Here is a 22,375-nt window from a genome sequence, read left to right as displayed (position 1 = left end):
AATTAGATGCGACTCTCGATTGTCATAGCCCATTACCATAATGTCTTGCCAGCCATCTTGATTGTAGTCCCAAAACCAGGTCGGAAAGCTCATTAAGGGTTCATCTACACCCGCTACTTTACTTATCTCTTCAAAAATCCAATTTTTAGCATTGGTTTCTCCTTTATTAACAAAGAGTTTATTGGGTCTCCCATAAATGGAAAGGTACAAATCAGGCCAACCGTCATTATTGATATCTCCCCAAGTGGCTCCTTTTACAAATTGATTGATTTCAAGACCTAATTGCTCGGCAACATCCATAAATGTGCCATCTCCATTATTCATAAACAACTGGGATGGGAAAACTGCTTTGCGGCCAGATGACTCATTGCCCACAAATAAATCTAAGTGGCCATCCAAATTGAAATCAGTCACGGCAACAGTACCTGTTGGTTGTTTTTGATAAATACCAGCAGATCTAGTCTCATCTGAGAAGTACCCTCCTTTATTTAATAACATGGAGTTTGGTACCAGACCATTTCGAGCTAGCCAAGCTCCTCTCATAATATAGATGTCTGTCAGTCCATCATTATTAAAGTCTGCGTGGATATTGTTGAGACCACCCACCATTCCGGTAAGGCCATAGTGCTCAGTACTATCTACAAATCCTCCCATGCCATCATTAAGAAACAAAGTAGACTGCTCACCTAAACTATAGGATGTGGTGAAAATATCGAGTAGACCATCATTATTGAAGTCTTCAATACTTGCTCCTCCTGCATGATTATTTAGATCAACTCCCGTCTCCATACTGATATTAGGAAATACAGGAAATTCTATTTCGGATTGAAATGCTTCAACTGGAATTAGAAATTGCTCTGGAACTGCATCTGGATATTGACCAACTGCCTGATAACACAAATTAAGAAACCATCTGGACTGCATATCAGTAGTGTCATAGGCCAAAAGTTTTTGATAAACATTTAAAGCACTTTCTGCTGAGCCGACCTGTACATGAATGCCTTTTTCTTTGATGGGCATAATACAAGACTGACCCGAGTGATTCTGAATACAATTTTCAATTTCTCCTTTTCGCAAATGAGCCAATGCTTTCATCTTATAGAAATCAACATTGTCTTTGTTGATTTTATCAAAGTGATTGCTATCCAAAAACTTATCGATAACTGCTATACACTTATCATTGTCCCCCTTGAGCATCATCACCAAAACATAATCCAGCCACTGCCCAAACTTCATGGTATACGGCAAGCCATGAACATTGATCTCCAGCTTGTGCAGTAGATTATCTGTAAAATATGGGTAGTTGTTGTTCTTACGAGCCTTCTGCTCCAATGAATCCAACTCCGCTGCCATTTGAATGGTTGAAGCTGTTCTTCTTTCTATGTTGTCATTGCATGAACCTAGAGCGACACAGACCATCAAAACTATAAACCAGTGTCTCATTTTTGTTCTTTGTAAATCACGATGGGCGCATCATTAGAAATGAAAGCTGTCAGGTATGAATCACTGGTTTTCATCCTAGTTATATGTCGAATATCATAAGGAACATAGAGCCCAGTCCGGTTGTACGCCATATACTCAAATTGTCCAGAACCATTGCCTACCAATAACCAGCCGTAACAAGCATCATTTCTTGGAGTTTCTATCTCTGAGTTGAATTGATTACCTCCTGCCAAAATATCCAAATGGCCGTCTCCATTGAAATCGGCTATTTCCATGGTATTGAATGATGAGGTCTGCGCTTCGAATGGCAACGGATTGAATGTGAATTTACCATCTCCACCATTCTCTATATAAAGGCTCGAAAAATCAGATACCTTATAATGTATGCTGTTTTCCAAATTTTGATTTCCATAAATGTCTGCCAACGTAGCCTGAGCAAATGCATTGTATTTGTTCTTGTACTTTTTCTTGATGTCAGGAATCTGCTGAGAACTACATTGCATTCCTCTCACGGGAAACTGTCTTTCATCTTGGTAGTAGCTTAGCACAATATCAATATGGCCATTGGCATCATAATCGCCAACATAGATATCAAATGTCTCCTCAGGAGTCGCCTGATACTTATAGTTTGCTCCAAGGTTGCCTACGACCAAATCTTCATCCCCATCTCGATCAAAATCTGCTCTTTGAATCACATTCCACCAGCCCACTGTTTCACTTAGTCCATAGCTCTCCGTTTCATTAATGAAAATCCCATCCGTCAATGAGAAAACAGAAATTGGCATCCACTCTCCTACGACTACTAGTTTTCCTTCGCTCAGCCAAGTTGCATCTGTCACCATACCTAAGTCATGGAAGGCAGGCTGTTCATTGATTTCAAAATTGACAGAACCTCCTTCTGATTTATTTTCCAACAGGTAACTAGAAACGGGAAGAGGGTATTTTCTTGGTAATTGGCGTCCGCCAATGAATAGGTCTAAATCTCCATCCTGATCAAAATCAACAGGTAGTACGACTCCTCCACTTACCAAATAGTCGGGCAGTACATTGCTTTTTGTAAAAATCCCATCATCATTGATATAGAGTCTGTCCTCATACAATCGAGATGCCTCTTCAGAATCATTGCCTCCACTGACTACAAACAGATCCATATCACTGTCACCATCAACATCAAAAAAAACTGCAGAAACATCTTCATAGACACTGTCGGTAGATAGAAAATAAGAGCTTGAGAATGTGCCATCTACCTGTTGTACAAACAATTTGCTGGGTATCCCTTTTGCACCTCCAACAAATAAATCATCTAAGCCATCTTTGTTGACATCTGCCTTGGCCACAGCTGGCCCCAAACGAGACATTCTATGTGGCAATAAGATCTGATAGTCAAAGTCATCAAAATCGTTTTCTTTGTTTTTATAATCTATAAGTCCTTCTGCTTCTGCAAACAGTTTTGAGTCATCCGTCTCGCTTACCCCAGTGTCTGTGGCTTGGTTTACATCCACAGTTATGGTTGTTCCTGATTTTATGACATTGACGTTTGAAACTTTACCATTAGGCCAAATGACTTCGAGTTTCCTGGGTTGATCATGGCTTTTTAGACCAAAATGAAGGGTAGGCGCCACAGATGACTGATAGCCACGCACGAGAGTCTGTTCCTTATATTGGACACCAGCATCTGTATATAGTCTCACTTTTGCTCCCAATCCCAGTGGATTCTCAGCTGTTCCTTTGAGGTTTATTTTTAGGAAATTCTTGTTGCCATTTTCAACACTTAAGTTCTTGAATATAGAGGCCACTGAATCAATGTTGTTTATTACTAACTCTATATCACCATCATTGTCCAGATCTGCATAGGCTGCTCCATTGGAGAATCCTTCGAATTGAATACCCCAATCTTCATTGGTACGTTCGAACTGCTGCCCATCTAGATTCTTGAATATGTAATTGTCAATTTTCTTGAATGGCAACTTCTCAGTCACATCAGCAAAAGTCAGTTCTTTGTATTTGATTTTCATTTTGATATCCAGACGATCCATCCATTTAAAAAAGTCCTTATTGTTGATATCCCTTCGCGTACCATTGGTGACATATAGGTCATTCAATCCGTCATTATTATAATCAGCAAAGAGACACGCCCAACTCCAGTCCGTTTTGTCGATACCTGACATCTTAGCCACATCTGCAAAAAACGGTTTGCCATCTGGTCTGATTCCTTGGTTCAGCTGTAAGGCATTATACATATATTGATAATGAAATCCGGCATCTACATTTTCCCAAAAGCCATCTATATTCATACTGGCCATGTTGGCTTTAGATCTGAAGTTGTCAGCAGGTGTCATGTCCATTTGAGCAAAGTCCATGAGTCCATCATTGTTGATGTCGGCAGCATCTACCCCCATCCCATAAAAAGATGTGTGTTGGGTAGTTTCTTTAGAAAGGTCTGTAAATGTGCCATCTCCATTGTTGAAGTAGAAGTTGTCTGGCGTATTGAAATCATTGGAGACATAGAGGTCTGTGAGGTTGTCATTATTAAAATCCGAAGCTAAAACGCCAACTGCCAGGCCAAAATTGAGCATACCAGCTGCTTCAGTACCATCTGTGAAATATCCAGTCCCATCATTGATATAAAGGTGATCTGAAGACTTCCATTCTGGGTTGTCAACTTTTTGTTTGTATTGCTGGATCAACGTACCAAAAGACGTTTGCTCATAGTTGGCTACATACATATCAATATCTCCATCCTGATCTGCATCAAAAAAAGCAGTTTGAATAGTAAGTCCTTTGTCAGCCACGCCACGTGCCTCTGCTTCATCTATGAAAGTAGGAATTCCCTGATCATCCAATCCTTGATTGATATAAAGTATATTTTTAGTTGAAGACCAAATACCTGCCACAGACACTGAAATATCCATCAAACCGTCAGCATTTATATCGTGCATGGCAACACCAGTAATCCAGCGATCATCTGCGGTCACTCCAGCTGATATGGTAATATCTTCAAATTGAAGATTGCCTTTGTTTAGATAAAGCTTGTTGGATATCTGATTTCCAGTAAAATAAAGATCCACCAATCCATCATTGTTGATATCACCAGTAGATACACCTCCTCCCATGTAGAAATATCCATATTTGAAGAAGTTAACCGAGTCGCTCACTGTTAATTCATTAGAAAAGGTCACTCCAGATGTTTTAGGAATGATACTTTCAAATATCTTTTTCGTTTTTTCTTGGGTAGTTGTACTACAGGAAGTGATAAAAAAGGTCAATAAGCCAACAAGTGTAAAAATTCTTCTCATAAAAATAGTTTTAAAAACAAAGGCTACCTATATAAGAGGTAGCCTTTGTAAACAACAATTTATTTCATATTAAAAACTTCGGATCAATAGCCGTCGTTTTGTGTCATGTTAGTCGCTGCGGCCAATTCAGAAGCAGGAATAGGGAATACGGAATGTTTTGATGTATATCCTAGGCTTCCAAGCTCTTGATCTGCCAGTCCCCAACGTATCAAGTCAAAGTATCTATGACCTTCGAAAGCCAATTCCAATTGTCTTTCTTTCACGATAGCATTGAATAGGGCATTTCCTGTAACTGTTACATCAGGTAGACCAACTCTGTCTCTTACTTCATTTAATGCCGCCTGAGCTGCTGGTTCATTTCCATCAAAATAATGGGCCTCGGCCAATAACAACAAAATGTCAGCATATCTAATCAGCCTCCAGTTTGTACCATAGTTAAGCTCTGGCGTAGAAGCAGGATCTGTTAAGATAGTTTCTGATACGTAAGGTCCATACTTCAGTCTGAAGTAGCCATCATAATCCCACCACGCACTTGGATCAAACTCAGTATCTCCAGAGATAGTGAGATAATCAGCCTCAGAAAGAATAGTTGCGTTGTATCGTTCTGTATCACCTTCGTCTAAAAAAGCCTGAGCCATCTTAGTAGACGGGTAGTTGAATCCCCAACCGCCAAGCATACCTAGTCCATCTATGTTTCCAGATCTTGGCCCCATCAATTGGATATGAATATTATCTTCATGTCTTACCCCCCAAGGGTAATTGTCCCAATTTGACTTGCCCAGAGAAGAATATGAAGCTTCAAAAATTGACTCTACACCAAACTCACCACTTTCTACAAATATATCTGCATAGTTCGGCTCCAAGCTATACCCTGTCACATTATTGAATGAACTTACCGCTTCAGAGTACTTCTTCTGATACAATTGAGCTTTTCCTAAAATAGAATAGGCCGTTCCTTTAGATACTCTGAACTTATCACCAGCTGCGTATTGAGCCTTAGTTGGCAACTCGGGAATTGCTTCTTTCAAATCCGTTTCAATCTGTGCATATATATCAGCAGCGGGCACTCTTGCTTGATTGTACTCAGCAGGAGTCAACCCTGTCAATACAAGTGGCAAATCACCAAACTGCGTCACAAGCTCCAAATAAAAGAATGCTCTTAAACCTTTAGCTTCAGCAACAATTCTCTTTTTCAAGTCATTCTCAGGAACGATGTTTTCAATCACCATATTGGCACGAAAAACACCATAATAATTGACGTTCCATGTCCCCAACAGTGCGTTGTTTGTCGCATCCCATTCATAATCGTCCAAAGCCTGATAAGGTGGCTGATCTGTATCGTTTGCTCCACCACATGTTCCTTCATCAGAAGGTAAGGTTTTTATAAATGTAGGACTTGCCCATCCCCAGCTGTTTTCGTGCCAGGTCAAAATATCATAGGTGGCAATAATTGCCAACTCAGCATCTTCATCGGTCTGATAGAAAGTCTCGATCGAAGAAACGCCATTTACGTCGGTGTCTAGGAAGTCTGAACATGCTGTAACCACTACAGTCATGATTAATCCTACCATACCTAATATTGCTAATTTCTTATTCATCTTTTTTAATTTTAATAATGATTAAAACTGTACGGTTAAACCAGTAAGGAACGTCTTTGGCACCGGATACGAGCCTCTATCAATTCCAAGACTCGAAGGTGTAGTGCTTCCACCCACTTCAGGGTCAAACCCTTTGTAATCAGTAAAGGTGAAGAAATTGTCCAGTGAAACATAAACTCGAACTTTTGAGACTCCAATGTTTCCAAGCATGGCTTTTGGTAAGTTGTAACCCAACTGTACTTGTCTGATTTTTAGAAAAGAGCCATCAAAAACCATTAGATCACTCGTATATGCTTGGGTAGCCGTTCCAGCTCTAAACCAGCTGTTTGTACTACCTGACTCTGTCCATCTATCTTCATAAAAGAAAGAAGGTTTGTTAGATTCAATTCTATCAGATCTATTAAAGCCCATGATCACGTCATTGCCAAAAGAGCCTTGCGCAAACACCTGAAAATCAAATCCTTTATATTCTAATTTAATTCTAGTGCCTAACATAAAATCTGGATGTGGAGAACCAATCTCAACAAAATCTGCCTCAGAAATGATTCCATCAGTTGCATCTGGCGTACCATCTCCATCTGTATCTACTGTCAGTTGATCTTTAATGATTGGATCGCCTGGTGAAGGGGTATATCCACTCACACCACTGGTATAAGCATCAACTTCAGTTTGATCCTGAAAGATTCCTGCGGTTTCATAACCTCTGAAAAACCAAATTGGTTTGCCTTCCTGCATGGCAGTAGCACTGTTCCAATCAATACCAATATTTGATCCTCGCTCATAAAGTTTATTAGGATCAACCGCAGTCACCTCGTTATTTATTTTAGTAAAGTTGAAATCAATTGCATATTTAAGTGGTCCAGATTCATCTTGGTAGCCTAACTCTATCTCAATACCTTTATTTTCCACAGTACCATTATTGACCAGGCCTGAAGGGTTACCCACAAATGATGGAGGTGTTCCAGGTACAAGCAAATCTTCTGTAGTCTTTATAAAGTAATCAAAAGTACCTGTGAGTTTGTCATCAAAGAAACCAAAGTCCAAACCGATATCGGTTTGCGTGGTAGTCTCCCAAGTCAAATCTGGATTAGCTACTGTAGTTGGTTCTGCTCCGATTTGGAAATTACCCAGGTCATCAGTATAAATAAATCCAGCTGACACTTTTGCCAATGATTCACCAGGGTTCACATTTGATAGACTACCATTGATACCCCAACTTGCTCTTACTTTCAAGAAGTTGAATGGCCCTGCAGAGAAGAAATCTTCGTTGGATACTACCCAACCCCCGGATATTGAAGGGAAGTATCCCCACTGCTTTCCTTCAGCCAACAGTGAAGATCCATCTGCTCTCATGGTTACGCCTAAAAGATACTTGTCGTTAAAATTATACTGAAGTCTACCGAAATAGGAATTCAGAGTTTCCACCTGTGAGTTCCCAGTTGCGATGGTATTGCTTTGTGCATCTGGAATAGCATCTAAATAAGCTAATTCCTCTATTTCATTCAAAAGAGGCGCTCCATAGCCAGAAACATACGAATCTTCCTTGCTATAAATGGAAGTACCTGCCATTACATTGATTTTATGTTCTCCCATCTTAATATCATAGGATGCAAAATTTTCCCATTGGTAATTAATCCTTTCGAACATAGTCTGAGAAACACCATTTGTCCCTATGGCTCTCGGATTAAGGAAATAGGAATTACTCCATGAACGATCTTTTCCGTTACCAATAAACAAACCAATTCTTGAAGTAATATTTAATCCTTTTAATGGACTAATCTTTGCATAACCAGACCCTGAAAAAAGATTTTGGTTTAACCCACCATGAGCCTGATTCATTCGAGCTATCGGATTAGCCATTTCCCCTTGCATAAGCGTAGATACACCATAGTATTTTCCATTTTCATCCATCGGATAGTTTTGATCTCCATAATCAGTGTTGTTTAACACCCATGATGGGATACCATTATTATAAACAACTGGAGTGGCAGGATCCATCAAAATACCACTTTGTACTATACTTCCGAATTCTGTATTTTCTTGAATGGATGAACGATTGAAATGTGCAAAAGAGAACTTATTGCCAATCTCTAACCAATCATTAACCTGATGTTTTACATTGAACCTTAAAGACAAACGATCAAACTTCGCTTTGTCTCCTCCTACTATACCCTCTTGGGTAAAATAGTTGCCTCCGATCAAATAAGTTGTCTTATCCGTACCACCTGAAAATGAAATGGCATGCCTCTGCATTGGCGCTGATTGAAATATTTCATCTACCCAATCCGTTCCTGATGATGGTACTATCTCATTGGCACCTCGATTAATACCAGCCTCGGTATTATATGCCTCAAATTGTTGCAGATTCATTACTTCTAATTTGGAATTGAAGTTTTGAACACCATATTGAAAGTCGTAATTAATCTGGCCTTTACCTTCTTTTCCTTCTTTGGTAGTAACTAAGACTACTCCATTGGCTCCTTCAGCACCATATATAGCTGCAGATGCTGCATCTTTAAGTACCTCTACTGATTGAATTTCAAATGGGTCTAGATAATCCATAAACTCCATTCTCATACCATCTACAATATATAATGGCTGTGTACTACCATTAGATCCTGCACCTCTAATTTTGATATTGAAACCACTTCCTGGCGAACCTGAACTTGGTGTGATTTGCACACCAGACATTCTACCCTGTAATGCCTGATCTATAGATCCAGCGGAATAATTGGCTAAGTCTTCCGCTTTTACACTAGAAATCGCTGCAGTCAATACGCTCTTCTTTTGCTCACCATATCCAACTACTACAATCTCTTCTAACGAAGTGATATCATCATCCATGCTGACATCTATGGTAGACCTGCCTCCAACGGCCATTTCTACCGGCTTCATTCCAATAAAAGAATACACTAGTACATCACTATCTGAATTTACAGAAATAGTATACGAACCTTCGAGGCTAGTAACCGTACCAGTAGATGTACCTTTAATCAGTACACTCACACCTGGGAGAGTTTCCCCAGTAGTGGATGACGTTATCTTACCCGTCACCGTTCTGTTCTGAGCCTGGGCGCTAAATGAAATTAGCGCTACCAGTATCAGAGACATTTTCATCAAACCTTCCAGTCTGATCTTCATTTGTCTAAGTTTTATCATGCCTTTCAATTTTTTTGATTTTAGTGAATAGTTTTAATAAAAATTGAGTCTCAAACTTCTTGAAACTCTGCCCATATTGCGCTGGGCATTTATCACAAAGGCGGATGGTAATTATTTCAAATAGCCATAAAGCAGCTTAAACAGCCATTTTATGATGTTTTTTCCTCTGTATCACTTGCATATTCAGAGGGGTTTACTCCAAACTGTTTTTTGAAGCAATCTCTAAAATACTGCAAATCATTGAAGCCCACCTGATAGGTGATCTCTGAGATGGTGAGTTGGTTTTGTCGGATAAGCTGTGCTGCTCTTTTTAATCTGATAGATCGCACGAATTCATTGGCAGACTGGCCGATCAATCCTTTCAGTTTTCTGTAGAGTTGCATTCTGCTCAATCCTAATTCTCTGCCTAGATCATCTACATAGAATTCAGAATTGGACATATTGTCCTCCACGATCTTTACCGCCTTTTTAATGAAATCCTCATCTCTTGAGGCAATCTTTACATTAGTGGGCTCTATATTTAGCGTCTTTCTGTTAATGATATTATTCTTAATATGGTCATGGATGTTGAGCACATTGCGCACTCTCAGTGCCAACAATTTTGGATTGAATGGTTTGGTAATATAATAATCAGCTCCTTTTTCAAATCCTTCTAAGGCACTGTCGTTGGATGCCTTGGCCGTGAGCAGAATCACTGGGATATGACTTGTCTTGGTATCATTCTTCACTTTTTTACAAACTTCGAATCCATCCAAACCAGGCATCATAATGTCGGAGATGATCAAATCAGGAATACGCTCCAAGGCCAACTCTGACCCATCCATACCATTGTCCGCTTCGATCACCCTGTAGTCTGGCTCTAGAATTTGCTTGATGTACCCTCTAATATCGTTGTTATCTTCAATCACTAGAATCAAGGGTTGCTTTTCCTGATCTTCTAAGCTCTCCAGACTTTCCGTCAATGGCTGTGCGTTGGCTTGTTGGTCAGACTTGAAGAGCTCTTGGTTTTCATATTTGAATTCACTTTCTACATTTGAGAAGTCTTCTGGGTTCAAATGGTCTGTCCCTTTTTTTAGATGTACAATAAAGACCGAACCTTCATTTTCTTTGCTTTCAAGCGCTATCTCTCCCCTATGGAGTTCGACCAATTCTTTGGTCAGAGAAAGACCAATGCCAGTTCCTTTACTTTTTTTGTTTTTCGCATCCCGCACACGATAATAGCGATTGAAGATATATTCCATTTCATCTTCTGGGATACCGATTCCATCATCCTTCACGATCAAAGTCACTTTGTCCTTTGACTCTACCAGTTCGAAATCTACATGACCAAACTCAGCCGTATATTTAAAGGCATTGGATAACAGATTGACCACTATCTTTTCCAATTTCTCCCTATCAAAAAACAAGGCAATCTCCTTCTTTGGAACCGTGACCTTATAGCTGATATTCTTTCTCGCTGCAAATGAAGAAAAGGAGTGAATAACAGGCTTGAGAAATTTACTCACATCTTGCTCTACTGCCTCCAGTCGCATCTTACCTGATTCGAGCTTGGACAATTCCAGCAACTGATTGATGAGGTTGAGCAGGCTCTCAGCATTTCTAATCATCATGCTCACTTGATCTTTAATGTTACTGAATTCCACATTTTCGTACATCGCTTTGAGTGGCCCAAGGATAAGCGTAAGAGGCGAACGAAATTCATGAGAAATATTGGCAAAGAAGCTGGATTTCATTTCATCCAACTCCTGCATTTTTGAAAGCTCCATGTGCTCCACCTGAAGCTGGGTTTGTAGTCTCTCTCTGTTCACAATGGTTTGAATTCCCCAGACCAATAAGGCCGTAATAATCACTATATATATGGAGTACGCCCAGTAGGTATTGTACCATGCTGGTGATATCACTATTTCTACTGCAGATTCATAACTACTCCAAATGCCGTCATTGTTCGTGCCCTTAACTTTAAACACGTAATACCCAGGGGGCACATTGGTATAATAGGCCTCTCTACGATTACCTACCTTTTGCCAGCCCTCGTCATAGTTGACCAACTGATAGGCATATTCATTTTTTGTAGTCTGTGAAAAGCTTAGTACTGCAAATTCAAAACTGAAATCATTTTGATCATAATCCAGATTGATTTTTTCTGTCTTACGGATGTTCTTTTTGAGCGGAGAGGTATCTCCCACTTTGACTGATTGATTGTACAATTTGAAATCACTAAAAAAAACTTTAGGCTCATAGTTGTTCTTCTTGATTTGGTTTGGGCTAAATCTATTGAAGCCATCTACCCCTCCAAAAAGCATCTCTCCTGTACTTAATGTATAGCTTGAATTTTTGAAAAACTCCATACCCTGCAATCCATCCGCTTTGGTGTAATTCTGGATTTCTCCAGATGTAGGGTTGTATTTGGACAAACCTCTATTGGAACTGAGCCAAATGTTCTTTTCTTCATCCTGCTCCATGCCATAAATCACTTCATTGGGCAGTCCTTGTTTTTTACCAATCTTAGTGAATTCCTCTGTTTTTGGATCCAGCCTATCCAAACCAGAGAAAGTTCCCACCCAAATCATGCCTTCATTATCTTGCATCAAAGAAATCACAGTATTACTGGAAATCCCTTTTTCATTCGTTTCATCAATCATATATCGTCTGAAACTATACTGGCCATTCGTTTCAAACATTTGGTTCAAGCCTCCTCCTTCAGTTCCAATCCAAAGCGTGCCATTTTTATCTTCAAGAATAGCTCGTACATAGTCCGAACTGATACTATGCGGATTGCCATGATCGTGATTAAAACCTATGAAAGATCTATCAGATGGATCGTAGGCAAACAGTCCGTCTCTAAAGGCACTGAACCAAATCCGCCCCTTCCTATCCTCGTGAATAGCAAATACATTTTCAAATCCCTGGCTGCCATTCAATGGATGATCTAAAGTGAAACTTTCAAACTTCTCGGAACCTTTTCTTTTCAGGTTTATTCCTCCATCCCAGGTTCCAATCCATAAATTTTCATTGCTATCCAGGAGCAAGGACAGAATGGCATCCTTGGTGAGCGGATTAGACTTGTTTTGTGTGGTAAAGGACTTGAATGTATTTTTTTTCACATTCCAATAATTAAGACCTCCTCCATCAGTACCTATCCAAACATTGTGGAGCTGGTCTTCTACAAAACAGCTCACTGCATTATTGCTCAAGGAATTGGAAAAGTGTGGATTGTGCTGAAAATGCTCAAACTTACTGGCGTTTCTATCAATTTTGAAAATACCCTTATTGAAAGTCCCTACCCAAATGATTCCTGTATTGTCCTGATACAAACTCCAGATAGAATTGTTCTGAAGTGAGTATTCTCTACGAGGGTCAAAAGTGTATAAGATTGAATTTCCTGTTTGTGGACTTATTACATTCAAACCTCCATTTTCAGTGCCAATCCATAGTTGATTGTTGTTGTCTTCCAAAATAGAAAGTATGACGCGCGTACCTGATCTTCCTAATTCTGTATCCAGTTTTTGGTGATGAAACACGAATCTGCCACTTTCATGATATTCCAGCTTGTCCAGGCCTCCGTGTGTACCCAACCAAATATCTCCATTCTTGGTTTTGTATAATTTTCTAATAATGTTGGAAGCGATAGACTCTGGTTTGTCCTTATCATGCTTATAAACAATAAATCTTTGACTGTTGTGGTCAAACAGATTCATACCTCCTCCCCATGTAGATATCCAGAGATTTCCAATATTATCTTTTACAATGCCCGTAATGTGATTGGCTGAAATACTAAAAGGATCATCAAGATTTTTTTGATAGGATTTGATCTCTCCAGTGATCCGGTTATAATAATGAAGACCATACTTCTCTGTACCAAACCAAATGTTTTTATACTCATCTTCTAAAAAGGACTTGACACTAGCCTTTTTTAGGTATTCAGGCATGCCTTTTACTTTAAATCTTTCAAACGAATCCAAATCTTCGTTATAGAGACAGATGCCTCCCCCCATGGTACCAATCCATAATTGATTGCCTGAATCCTCGAAAACCAACCGAATGTAGTCATTGCTCAAACTTGTGCTATCTGACTCATCATATTCGTATGAAATCATATTAACTCCATCGTAACGGTTGAGGCCGTTGCGGGTACCTATCCATAAATAACCATTATGATCCTGAACAATAGAAGCCACTGTATTTTGTGACAACTCTGCTTTGATAGAAATGAACTTACTTCCTCGGCTTTGACCCAAACAAGCAAAACTGTGCCAGACCAGCACCCATACCAGTAACTTATACATTTTCATACCGCTCACATTAATAAGTGTAAATATTTCAATAATATTTTACACCAGCCTACCCCTGATACAATTACCCCTGTTCATTGAGAGATATGCCTAGTGATCTAGGGGATAAATAAATGAGTTTTGTATAGTGACACAACACGTCATTTTTTTAACATATCTGAATCAATGAAGCTTTATCAAATACAAAATTACATCTTTTCAATTCTAGCCATTGGCGTCATCTACGCCTGCAACCCATCTGCAAGACCAAATCAAGGGAAAGATCCTCAGATTCTTGAACTTATGAGCAAGATGTCTGTCGAACAAAAAGCAGGACAGATGACTCAGATCACTTTAAGCAAATTTCATGAAGATGGGAACTTAAATCTCGATCTACTGAGAGAGGCCATTATTGATAAAAATGTAGGTGCTATACTCAATACCAATGGCAGCCCACTCACTGTGGCAGAATGGCACGAATTATTGACTGCCATCCAAGACATTGCAACTAAGGAAACTGAACTTAAAATACCTGTTTTATATGGGATTGATGCTATTCATGGCACTTCTTATACCAAAGGTTCCACGCTCTTCCCTCATAATATTGGCATGGGAGCAAGTAGAAATTCTGATTTGGTAAGTCAAGCAGCTAAAGTTACCGCCAATGAAGTTCGAGCTTCAGGTATTCGCTGGAATTTTGATCCAACCCTCGGCATTGGTCGTCAGCCCCTGTGGTCCAGATTTGAAGAAACTTTCGGAGAGGACGTCTATCTCACTTCTAGCTTAGGAGGATCCGCGATCAAAGCTTACGAAGAAGACGGGTTAAAAAATATCACTGCTGTAGCAAGTTGTATGAAGCACTTTATTGGCTATTCCACACCACAGAGCGGAAAAGACAGAACACCAGCTTATATCCCTGACATTCAGCTCAGGGAGTACTATTTACCACCTTTTGAAACAGCTGTAGCCAATGGCACTTCTACTGTAATGATCAACTCGGGAGAGGTAAATGGTGTACCTGTGCATGCCAGCAAATACTATCTACAAGACATCTTAAGAGGTGAATTGGGATTTGAAGGCTTGGCAGTTTCTGATTGGGAGGATATCATCAGGCTTCATATTCGTCATCAGGTTGCTGCTACACCTAAAGAAGCCGTGAAAATCGCAGTAAATGCTGGAATAGACATGAGTATGGTGCCTACGGACTTTTCATTCTACAACTACCTGGTAGAACTGGTCAATGAAGGAGAGGTAAGCCTGGAGCGTATAGACGAGGCCGTATACAGAATATTGAAACTTAAGTTTGATGTGGGGCTTTTTGACAATGCCTATCCTGAAGCAGAGGCTATTGCCAACTTTGGCAAGCCAGCATACGCAGATGTCGCCTTGAATGCTGCATTAGAATCCATCACGTTATTAAAGAATGAAGATAATGTCTTGCCATTGAGCAAAGATGCAAAAGTATTGTTCACAGGCCCAGGAGCCAATAATATTGGTGCCTTGCATGGTTCGTGGTCATACACTTGGCAAGGCGATAATGAATCTGCTTACAACATAGGCACGCTGACATTGAAAGAGGCAATGATTGAAAAAATTGGCGCAAGCCAAGTCATTTCCAATGCGGTAGCAGACTACAACAATCCTACCAATACAAACACTTCATTTGTGAAAAACAATGCCATAAAAGCAGACGTGATTGTTTTAGCTATTGGGGAAAAAGCATACGCAGAATCACCTGGAGGTATTGATGATTTGACTTTGGACGAAAATCAATTGCAGCTGGTAGAGGCAGCAGTTGCTACAGGCAAGCCTGTTGTTTTGCTTCTAGCCCAAGGACGCCCAAGGATAATCTCATCTGTAGAGCCAGGTGTAAAAGGTATTCTAAATCTCTATAGACCTGCCAGCCAAGGAGCAAAAGCAACTATGGAAATACTATTTGGAGATTACAATCCTAATGGCAGACAGCCATTCACCTATCCTAAAAACACAGGAGATGTCGTGTTGTATGATCGCAAACACTCTGAGAACTACAAAGAATCAGAACCAGACACTTATGGTCTGGGCGGCTTTTCACCCCAGTGGGCTTTTGGTCATGGACTGAGCTATACCACATTTAGCTACAGCGACCTCAAACTTGATAAAACCACGCTCGATGCCAATGGAAAAATCAATGTGTCAGTGACAGTGAGTAATACTGGAAGTAGAGAGGGTAAAGTAGCTGTAGAGTTGTATGTAACTGACTTATATGCTTCTGTAACACCAGGAGAGAAGAGATTGAAAAAATTTAAGAAGGTAGGGATCAAACCAGAAAATTCTACACAGCTAGATTTTCAAATAGCTGCGGCTGATCTGTCATTCATAAATCAGAATAGTGAGAGAGTGACTGAAGAAGGTGAATTCACCTTGATGATTGGGGATCAGCAGGAAAATTTCTTTTATAAGAAATAAGGTCTTAATACCGTTCACGATGTCGCCCCGAAGGCTAAGCCTTAGTTTTTCTAAGGCAGCAAATGACTGATAACGAAAAGGTAGAGGTATTAATTTCTTTAACTTTTCAAATCAATTCATTGGTAGAGGGGCGGCATCTATTTTAAACACTCGATTACCAAAATGCTCGACTTAGAACTATTAGATATAGCCGTCATTGGTGTCTACTTTTTTTGCATCTTCTGGATCGCGATTAGAGTAGCCAGAAAAAACAAGAATGGAGACGATTCCACTGGCTATTTCCTTGGTGGAAAAGACATGGGCTGGTTTGTGATCGGTGCCTCACTTTTTGCCTCCAATATTGGCTCCGAACATTTGATTGGCTTAGCTGGTACTGCCGCTAGCAGTGGCGTAGCCGTTGCGCAGTTCGAATTGTTGGCTGGAATTATACTGCTGCTTTTGGGATGGGTTTTTGTGCCTTTTTATATTCGCAGTGGTGTATTCACCATGCCCGAGTTTCTGGAAAAGCGCTATTCTAAAAACACCAGAGCCTATCTATCTGTCATTTCTATTGTAGCATACATTCTCACCAAAATTTCAGTAACCATTGCAGCAGGTGGTATCATATTTCAAGCCATGGGTATGGATTTCTGGACGGGTGCCGTCATCATTGTTTTAATCACTGGAATCTACACTACTGTTGGCGGGTTGAAGGCCGTCATTTATACAGACATGATTCAGATGTTTGTGCTGATTGCTGGCTCGCTGGTAGTGACTGTAGTAGGACTTTTTCATTTGGGTGGCTGGTCAGCTTTTACTGCTGGGCTTGATGCTAGCTATTTTAGTCTATGGAAGCCCATTTCGAATCCAGATTTTCCCTGGACAGGTATCATTTTTGGCGCACCTATTTTGGGCGTATGGTACTGGTGCACGGATCAGTTTATTGTGCAGCGCGTGCTGGCTGCCAAAAACATCCAACAAGCAAGGAAAGGCAGCATATTTGGAGGCTACCTCAAAATGCTCCCACTGCTTATCTTTGTCATTCCTGGAGTGATCGCTTTGGCTTTGAGCCAAAAAGGTGAATTGCTGCTCAACACGCCAGATGATGCCCTACCTATGCTCATCAAAGTATTGATGCCTGCAGGATTGAAAGGATTGGTGTTGGCCGGGCTATTAGCTGCATTGATGAGTTCGCTCTCTTCTGTATTTAATTCCTGCTCTACCATTTTCACACTCGATATTTATAAAAAGATCAAACCCGAATCCACGGAGAAGCACTTAGTACTGGTTGGAAGAATCGCGACGGTTGGTTTGGTGTTTTTTGGCCTGCTATGGGTGCAGTTTATCGACAATATCTCAGATCAGCTATTTAAGTACTTGCAGAGCGTGCAAGCCTACATTTCACCACCTATAGCTGCGGTATTCCTATTAGGCATCTTCTTCAAGCGTCTCAATTCCAAAGGAGCCATGGCTTCTATGGTGACAGGATTTGTACTAGGGATTGCCAGACTGATAGGTGAAGTGAACAAGACTGACCTACAAGGGGCGTTCTTCTACTTTTGCGATATCAACTTTCTGCATTTTGCCATTTTCCTATTTGTGATCTGTGTGGCAGTTTTGATCTTAGTAAGTCTGCTCACGCAGCGTCCTAACTACGCTCAAATCGAAGGCGTCACCTTCCACAAGATGTCGATGATAGATACGCGACAAGACTTAATCCTCTCAGGTATTCTGGTCTGTATTCTGACTTCTATTTGGATTTACTTTAGTTAATTAGAAAACTCAACAGGTGGTGAAAAGTCGATATGGATTGCCGTATGCGAAATGACGGATTTTATAGAAACAGTGAACCATTTACAATCCAGCCTTGTTAAATTCCCGTATCAGCAACAAACACTCTGATTATGCGTATTCAAATTTTCGTTTTATTATTCATATTTGCTCAATCTCTAACAGCACAAAACAAGAACATGGAAATAGCAACTTTTGGGAATGGTTGCTTCTGGTGTACAGAAGCCATTTTTCAAGAATTAAATGGGGTATCAAAAGCCGTATCTGGCTATATGGGTGGGGAAGTCAAAAACCCAACCTACAAGGAAGTTTGTTCTGGTACTACAGGACATGCAGAAGTACTTCAGATTACTTATGACCCATCAGTTATTACTTTCGATGAACTGCTAGAAGTATTTTGGAAAACTCATGATCCTACCACACTCAACCGACAAGGCAATGACGTAGGCACACAATACCGTTCGGCAGTATTCTATCACAATGCTGATCAAAAAATGCTAGCAAGCGAATACAAAGGGAAACTGGATGCTTCAGGAGCCTGGAGCGACCCGATCGTGACCGAGATCACTGCAGCAGACACTTTTTACCCTGCGGAAGATTACCATCAGGAGTATTTCAATCTGAATGGATCCCAGCCCTATTGCAACTTTGTGATTAGACCAAAAGTGGAGAAGTTTAGAAAGGTGTTTAAGGATAAGTTGAAGGAGTGAACCTTTGCAAGAATTAAAATCACTTCAACCACCAATTCATATTTATAACCTCAAGTCTTCTGCATCAAATGGTCAGTTTATTCTTCCCATTGGCAATGACGAGATAAAACTGAGTATTCTTGAGAGAACTTGGTGTGCTATCAGCCTTGCCTGGTGTCATTAAATGGGGGCGTGACAATTCCTTTTGGATAACAGCTAATCTTTCTACTCCACCCCACTCTCCAGCAACTTCAAACTAGCCTTTTCTACATCCAATTCGGCCTGGATGCCAAAAGGCAGAGTGGCATTATCATCAATGTGCCCGATGGGCAAACCATAAAGTACTGGAATATTGAAATTACTAAATCTGTCTTTTAGTACATTCTCCAAACTGGTAGATAAGGCAAAGTCAGGGTCATCTGGTTTGGTTTCACAACCTTTGAATACCCCTATAGCGATCCCTTTCGCCTGAGAGAGTTTACCCGAGTTGAGTAACTGCGTGAGCATGCGATCCACTCTATAGGGCGACTCGCCTATTTCTTCAATGAAAACTATCTTATCCTTAAAATCAATATCATAAGGTGTCCCCATTAGGGAGCACATCAAACTCAGATTGCCACCCACCAAAGCACCCTCGGCCACTCCTGCTACGATGGGTAAGGTCTGGAAAGCTGGATCTTCAATCTCCTCCCATGCTTTGGGCACGTCAAACTTGGCCGTTTTGCCTTTCATCAAGACACGCTCAAAGCCCTTCTCGGTAAACTCTGAATACTCAGAAGCCCCTACTGGCCCATGAAAACAAACCATGCCCGTTTTTTTGTGAATACCATAAAGTAAGGCTGTAATGTCGCTATATCCCATCAATACTTTTGGGTTGGCCTTGATCAGATCATAGTTGATTTTTGACAGTAATCTACCAGACCCATAGCCTCCTCTGGCACAAACGATACCATCTATGTTTGGATCTTTAAACATCTGATGCAAGTCGTCCAGTCGCTGTTGGTCAGTGCCAGCCAAGAACCCTTTTCGAACGCTCATGTTTTCGCTGTACTTCGCTTCAAAACCCATGCTTTCCAGATTGTCCACTGCCTTTTCAAAAGCCTGCCTTGTCACAGCACTTGCTGGCGTGATTAATCCTATGGTATCACCTTTCTTCAAGGCTTTGGGTTTAATCAATTGTAAACCTTCATTGGTTTGAGCATTGGCCGCACTGATGGTGAGCAGGGAAGCAGCAGAGGCTACAGCAGATTTCTTTACAAAACTTCTTCGATCCATAGGATCGAAAATAAGGAAATGCGTTTAGAAAAAGTGCGATTTGAATTATTAACTAAAGTCAACCACCCCAATTCCAGCGAAGTGAAAAACTAAAATTTCTTCCTGGATTATAAATTCCGTGGCTCTTGAGTCTGGAGAGGTGATCAATGTATTCATTGTCCAGGATGTTATTCACCCCAATTTGCCATACTAAACCTCCTTTTTGAAAAGGAAACTCAATATTGATACCAGCATGAAGCAGACCATAACTATCAGTTGGCGTTTCGTCCAATCCCACCCGATCCTGATCAAATTTATATACATGTTCTATGAAAATATTTTTGAATTCAATCCAGCCATCTTGGTTGAATTCAGCCTTGACTTTGCTACTTAGTCGATTGGCTGGAATAAGTGGTAAGGCATCGCCATTTTCGTCTTCAGCAGTCACACTGCTCCAGCTACTTTCGATATGCAACCAGTGAATTTGATGTGGGTGATAATGCAGACTGATCTCCCCTCCATACAATTTGGCATTGGTTTGATCATAGTCGAATACGGGAAAATCATCAATCACCTGTAAGCCCGGTTGTAAATAAATATACTGATTGATGTAGTTATAAAAAGGACTCAAGCCCACATGAAAGTGCTCTGAATTCAGCTCAAAAGTCAGGTCAGCTTGTACGGCCCTTTCACTGTTCAGCTCACGATTACCTCTTTCGTATCGAAGCGACCCGTGGTGTACGCCATCTGAAAGTAGTTCAGCAGTATTTGGTGGACGAAAGCCAGACGACAGATTCGTTTTCAAGGTCAACTGATTCCAAGTTTTGGACACGCCAAAGGAGCCATTGAATCCAGCAAAAGTTTGGTTGAATTCTGGAATACTCCCATCATGAGTACTCATTGTTTCTGTATCCAGTTTACGGATATCAAACCTTAAACCACCCTGCCATTCGAAATCGTTGGCTGAGCTGTGATTGATTACAGAATAAATTCCTAAGTCAAAGGTATGTGCGTCAGGTATCAGAATTTCTTCTCCAAAATTTTCATTGGTCTGATACATGCCTTGCAGACCAGTAGTAAGGAAGGTTTTATGAGAAGACAGTTCAAATTTGCTTTTCAGGTTGTAGGTAAAAGTGTTTAATAACATCTCCAGCGCCACTTCACCTTCTTCATGCTCCTCATGTTCTTCTTCCTCCTCTTCTTCCTCATGCTCGTGATGCTCTTCAAATTCCTTTCTGCGATTGCTCGTGAAGCCAAGAATGGCACTGATTTCATTTTCTCCCAAATAAAAGGTGTTTTCAAAGCTAATGATATGCTGGCCAATTTCCTGATAAGGAGATTCCATTTCTCGTTCCACTTCACTTGTATATGCCGCCTCTTCAGGGATTCCAATATTATTTTTCAAGAAGCTATATCTGATATTTCCCACCCAGTTTTTTCTATGATAGCCCAGCGCAGATTTAATAGAAATATCATTGAATCGGGTATTGACTACCCTCTGATCATTTGGTATTTGATAATCTGCATGATTGCCATAAGCCCCAAACAAATTCCACTTGATTCGATTTTTGTTCATTTTGAATCCCAAGCTGCTTTTAAGACCTTTTGTATTTGAAGTATATCCTGAGGCAGCAAATCCTTCTATCCTATTTTCCTGGGTGTAGCGCTCATCAATCAAATAAAGCACACCTCCTAGTGCATCTGCGCCATATAGTAGTGAGGCTGGCCCTTTTACCACCTCTACCCTTTCTATACCCAAGGCATTTTCTCCCAGCCCATGTTCGCCACCAAACTGCTGATTTTCTAAACGCGTATTTTGTGAATAAACCACGATGCGGTTTCCCGTAAGGCCTCGAATTACTGGTTTTCCTATTCCAGAACCCGTACTGATTTGCTCCACACCAGGTATTTGGGTGATGGCCATGGCCAAAGTAGGTGGAGAGCTAAAATTCAAATCCACCATAGACTGTTGCTCAATGCTGACGACATTTTCACTGCCCAGTTTGCCACCAGGTACGGCCACTACTACCTCATCCAGCTGCAAATGGGAAGGCTCAAGTAGAAATAAATTGTTTTCCAGATTCTCAATATCTACGTGCTGAACCAATGTCTGATATCCCATGTACGATATCTGTAAAGTCATTTTGGTAAGAATAGAAACATCTACCTTGAAATATCCAGATTCATTCGTACGGGTACCACTCTGAGTTTCTTCTATGTACACATTGGCATAGGCAATAGGCTCATCCGTATCTGCATTTTTGACCTGACCCTTGAAGGTCTGTCCCAAGGCTATGGAGGAGTAAAAGAATATTAGGGTAAAAAAAAGCTTATTCATGTCGTTTATTAAATGCAATGATGTTGCAAATATAAGATTGAAATTTATTTATGCAACATCATTGCATAAATAAATATGTGGGTTTTGATGGATGGCAATCTATTACATT

Annotated in this window: 10 protein-coding genes (1 of these 10 only partly in view); 3 read left to right on the top strand and 7 right to left on the bottom strand. The window is 40.4% G+C overall.

Annotated features, from left to right (window positions below; all coding sequences use genetic code 11):
* From B9A58_RS16620 to B9A58_RS16600, 5 genes are all read right to left on the bottom strand, one after another.
* Positions 1–1,443 carry the 5' portion of a CRTAC1 family protein gene (locus B9A58_RS16620; RefSeq protein WP_084373987.1) on the bottom strand. Its footprint begins 777 nt before the window's first position, so 1,443 of the gene's 2,220 nt are visible here — the first part of the coding sequence; it begins with the start codon at positions 1,441–1,443; its stop codon lies off the left edge, out of view.
* The gene (locus tag B9A58_RS16615; protein WP_084373986.1) at positions 1,440–4,739 is read right to left on the bottom strand and encodes a VCBS repeat-containing protein; all 3,300 of its coding nucleotides are present in this window, start codon (positions 4,737–4,739) and stop codon (positions 1,440–1,442) included. Before B9A58_RS16615 ends, B9A58_RS16620 begins: the two co-directional genes overlap by 4 nt.
* 83 nt (positions 4,740–4,822) lie before the next feature.
* Positions 4,823–6,337 carry a RagB/SusD family nutrient uptake outer membrane protein gene (locus tag B9A58_RS16610; RefSeq protein ID WP_084373985.1) on the bottom strand — a complete coding sequence of 505 codons (1,515 nt, stop codon included), beginning with the start codon at positions 6,335–6,337 and terminating at the stop codon, positions 4,823–4,825.
* 21 nt (positions 6,338–6,358) lie between these two features.
* Positions 6,359–9,478, bottom strand: a complete 3,120-nt coding sequence (locus B9A58_RS16605; RefSeq protein ID WP_176214819.1) for a SusC/RagA family TonB-linked outer membrane protein — start codon at positions 9,476–9,478, stop codon at positions 6,359–6,361.
* Between the two features lie 167 nt (positions 9,479–9,645).
* Positions 9,646–13,788: a two-component regulator propeller domain-containing protein gene (locus B9A58_RS16600; protein WP_084373983.1), complete on the bottom strand. Its 4,143-nt coding sequence runs from the start codon at positions 13,786–13,788 to the stop codon at positions 9,646–9,648.
* 165 nt (positions 13,789–13,953) lie between these two features.
* Between B9A58_RS16600 and B9A58_RS16595 the strand changes: the two genes are divergently transcribed.
* The 3 genes from B9A58_RS16595 to msrA all read left to right on the top strand — a co-directional run bounded on the left by B9A58_RS16595 (position 13,954) and on the right by msrA (position 18,695).
* Positions 13,954–16,215: a glycoside hydrolase family 3 N-terminal domain-containing protein gene (locus B9A58_RS16595; protein WP_084373982.1), complete on the top strand. Its 2,262-nt coding sequence runs from the start codon at positions 13,954–13,956 to the stop codon at positions 16,213–16,215.
* 162 nt (positions 16,216–16,377) lie between these two features.
* Positions 16,378–17,967, top strand: coding sequence for a sodium:solute symporter (locus B9A58_RS16590; RefSeq protein ID WP_084373981.1), 1,590 nt, complete (start codon positions 16,378–16,380; stop codon positions 17,965–17,967).
* Positions 17,968–18,164: 197 nt separating this feature from the next.
* Positions 18,165–18,695, top strand: coding sequence for a peptide-methionine (S)-S-oxide reductase MsrA (msrA, locus tag B9A58_RS16585; protein WP_394334435.1), 531 nt, complete (start codon positions 18,165–18,167; stop codon positions 18,693–18,695).
* 204 nt (positions 18,696–18,899) lie between these two features.
* Here the strand turns inward: msrA and B9A58_RS16580 are convergent, their stop codons facing one another.
* Together B9A58_RS16580 and B9A58_RS16575 are read right to left on the bottom strand one after the other, a co-directional pair.
* A complete protein-coding gene (locus tag B9A58_RS16580; protein WP_084373979.1) occupies positions 18,900–19,949 on the bottom strand; it encodes a S66 peptidase family protein in 1,050 nt (349 codons plus the stop codon).
* Between the two features lie 58 nt (positions 19,950–20,007).
* The gene (locus B9A58_RS16575; protein WP_084373978.1) at positions 20,008–22,266 is read right to left on the bottom strand and encodes a TonB-dependent receptor; all 2,259 of its coding nucleotides are present in this window, start codon (positions 22,264–22,266) and stop codon (positions 20,008–20,010) included.
* Between the last annotated feature and the right edge of the window lie 109 nt (positions 22,267–22,375).

The sequence above is a fragment of the Reichenbachiella faecimaris genome, assembly GCF_900176375.1.
In the GTDB taxonomy this organism is placed as follows: Bacteria; Bacteroidota; Bacteroidia; order Cytophagales; family Cyclobacteriaceae; genus Reichenbachiella; species Reichenbachiella faecimaris.
The sequence above is the reverse complement of the archived record's forward strand: the minus strand, read 5'-3'. Positions and strand labels throughout refer to the sequence as shown.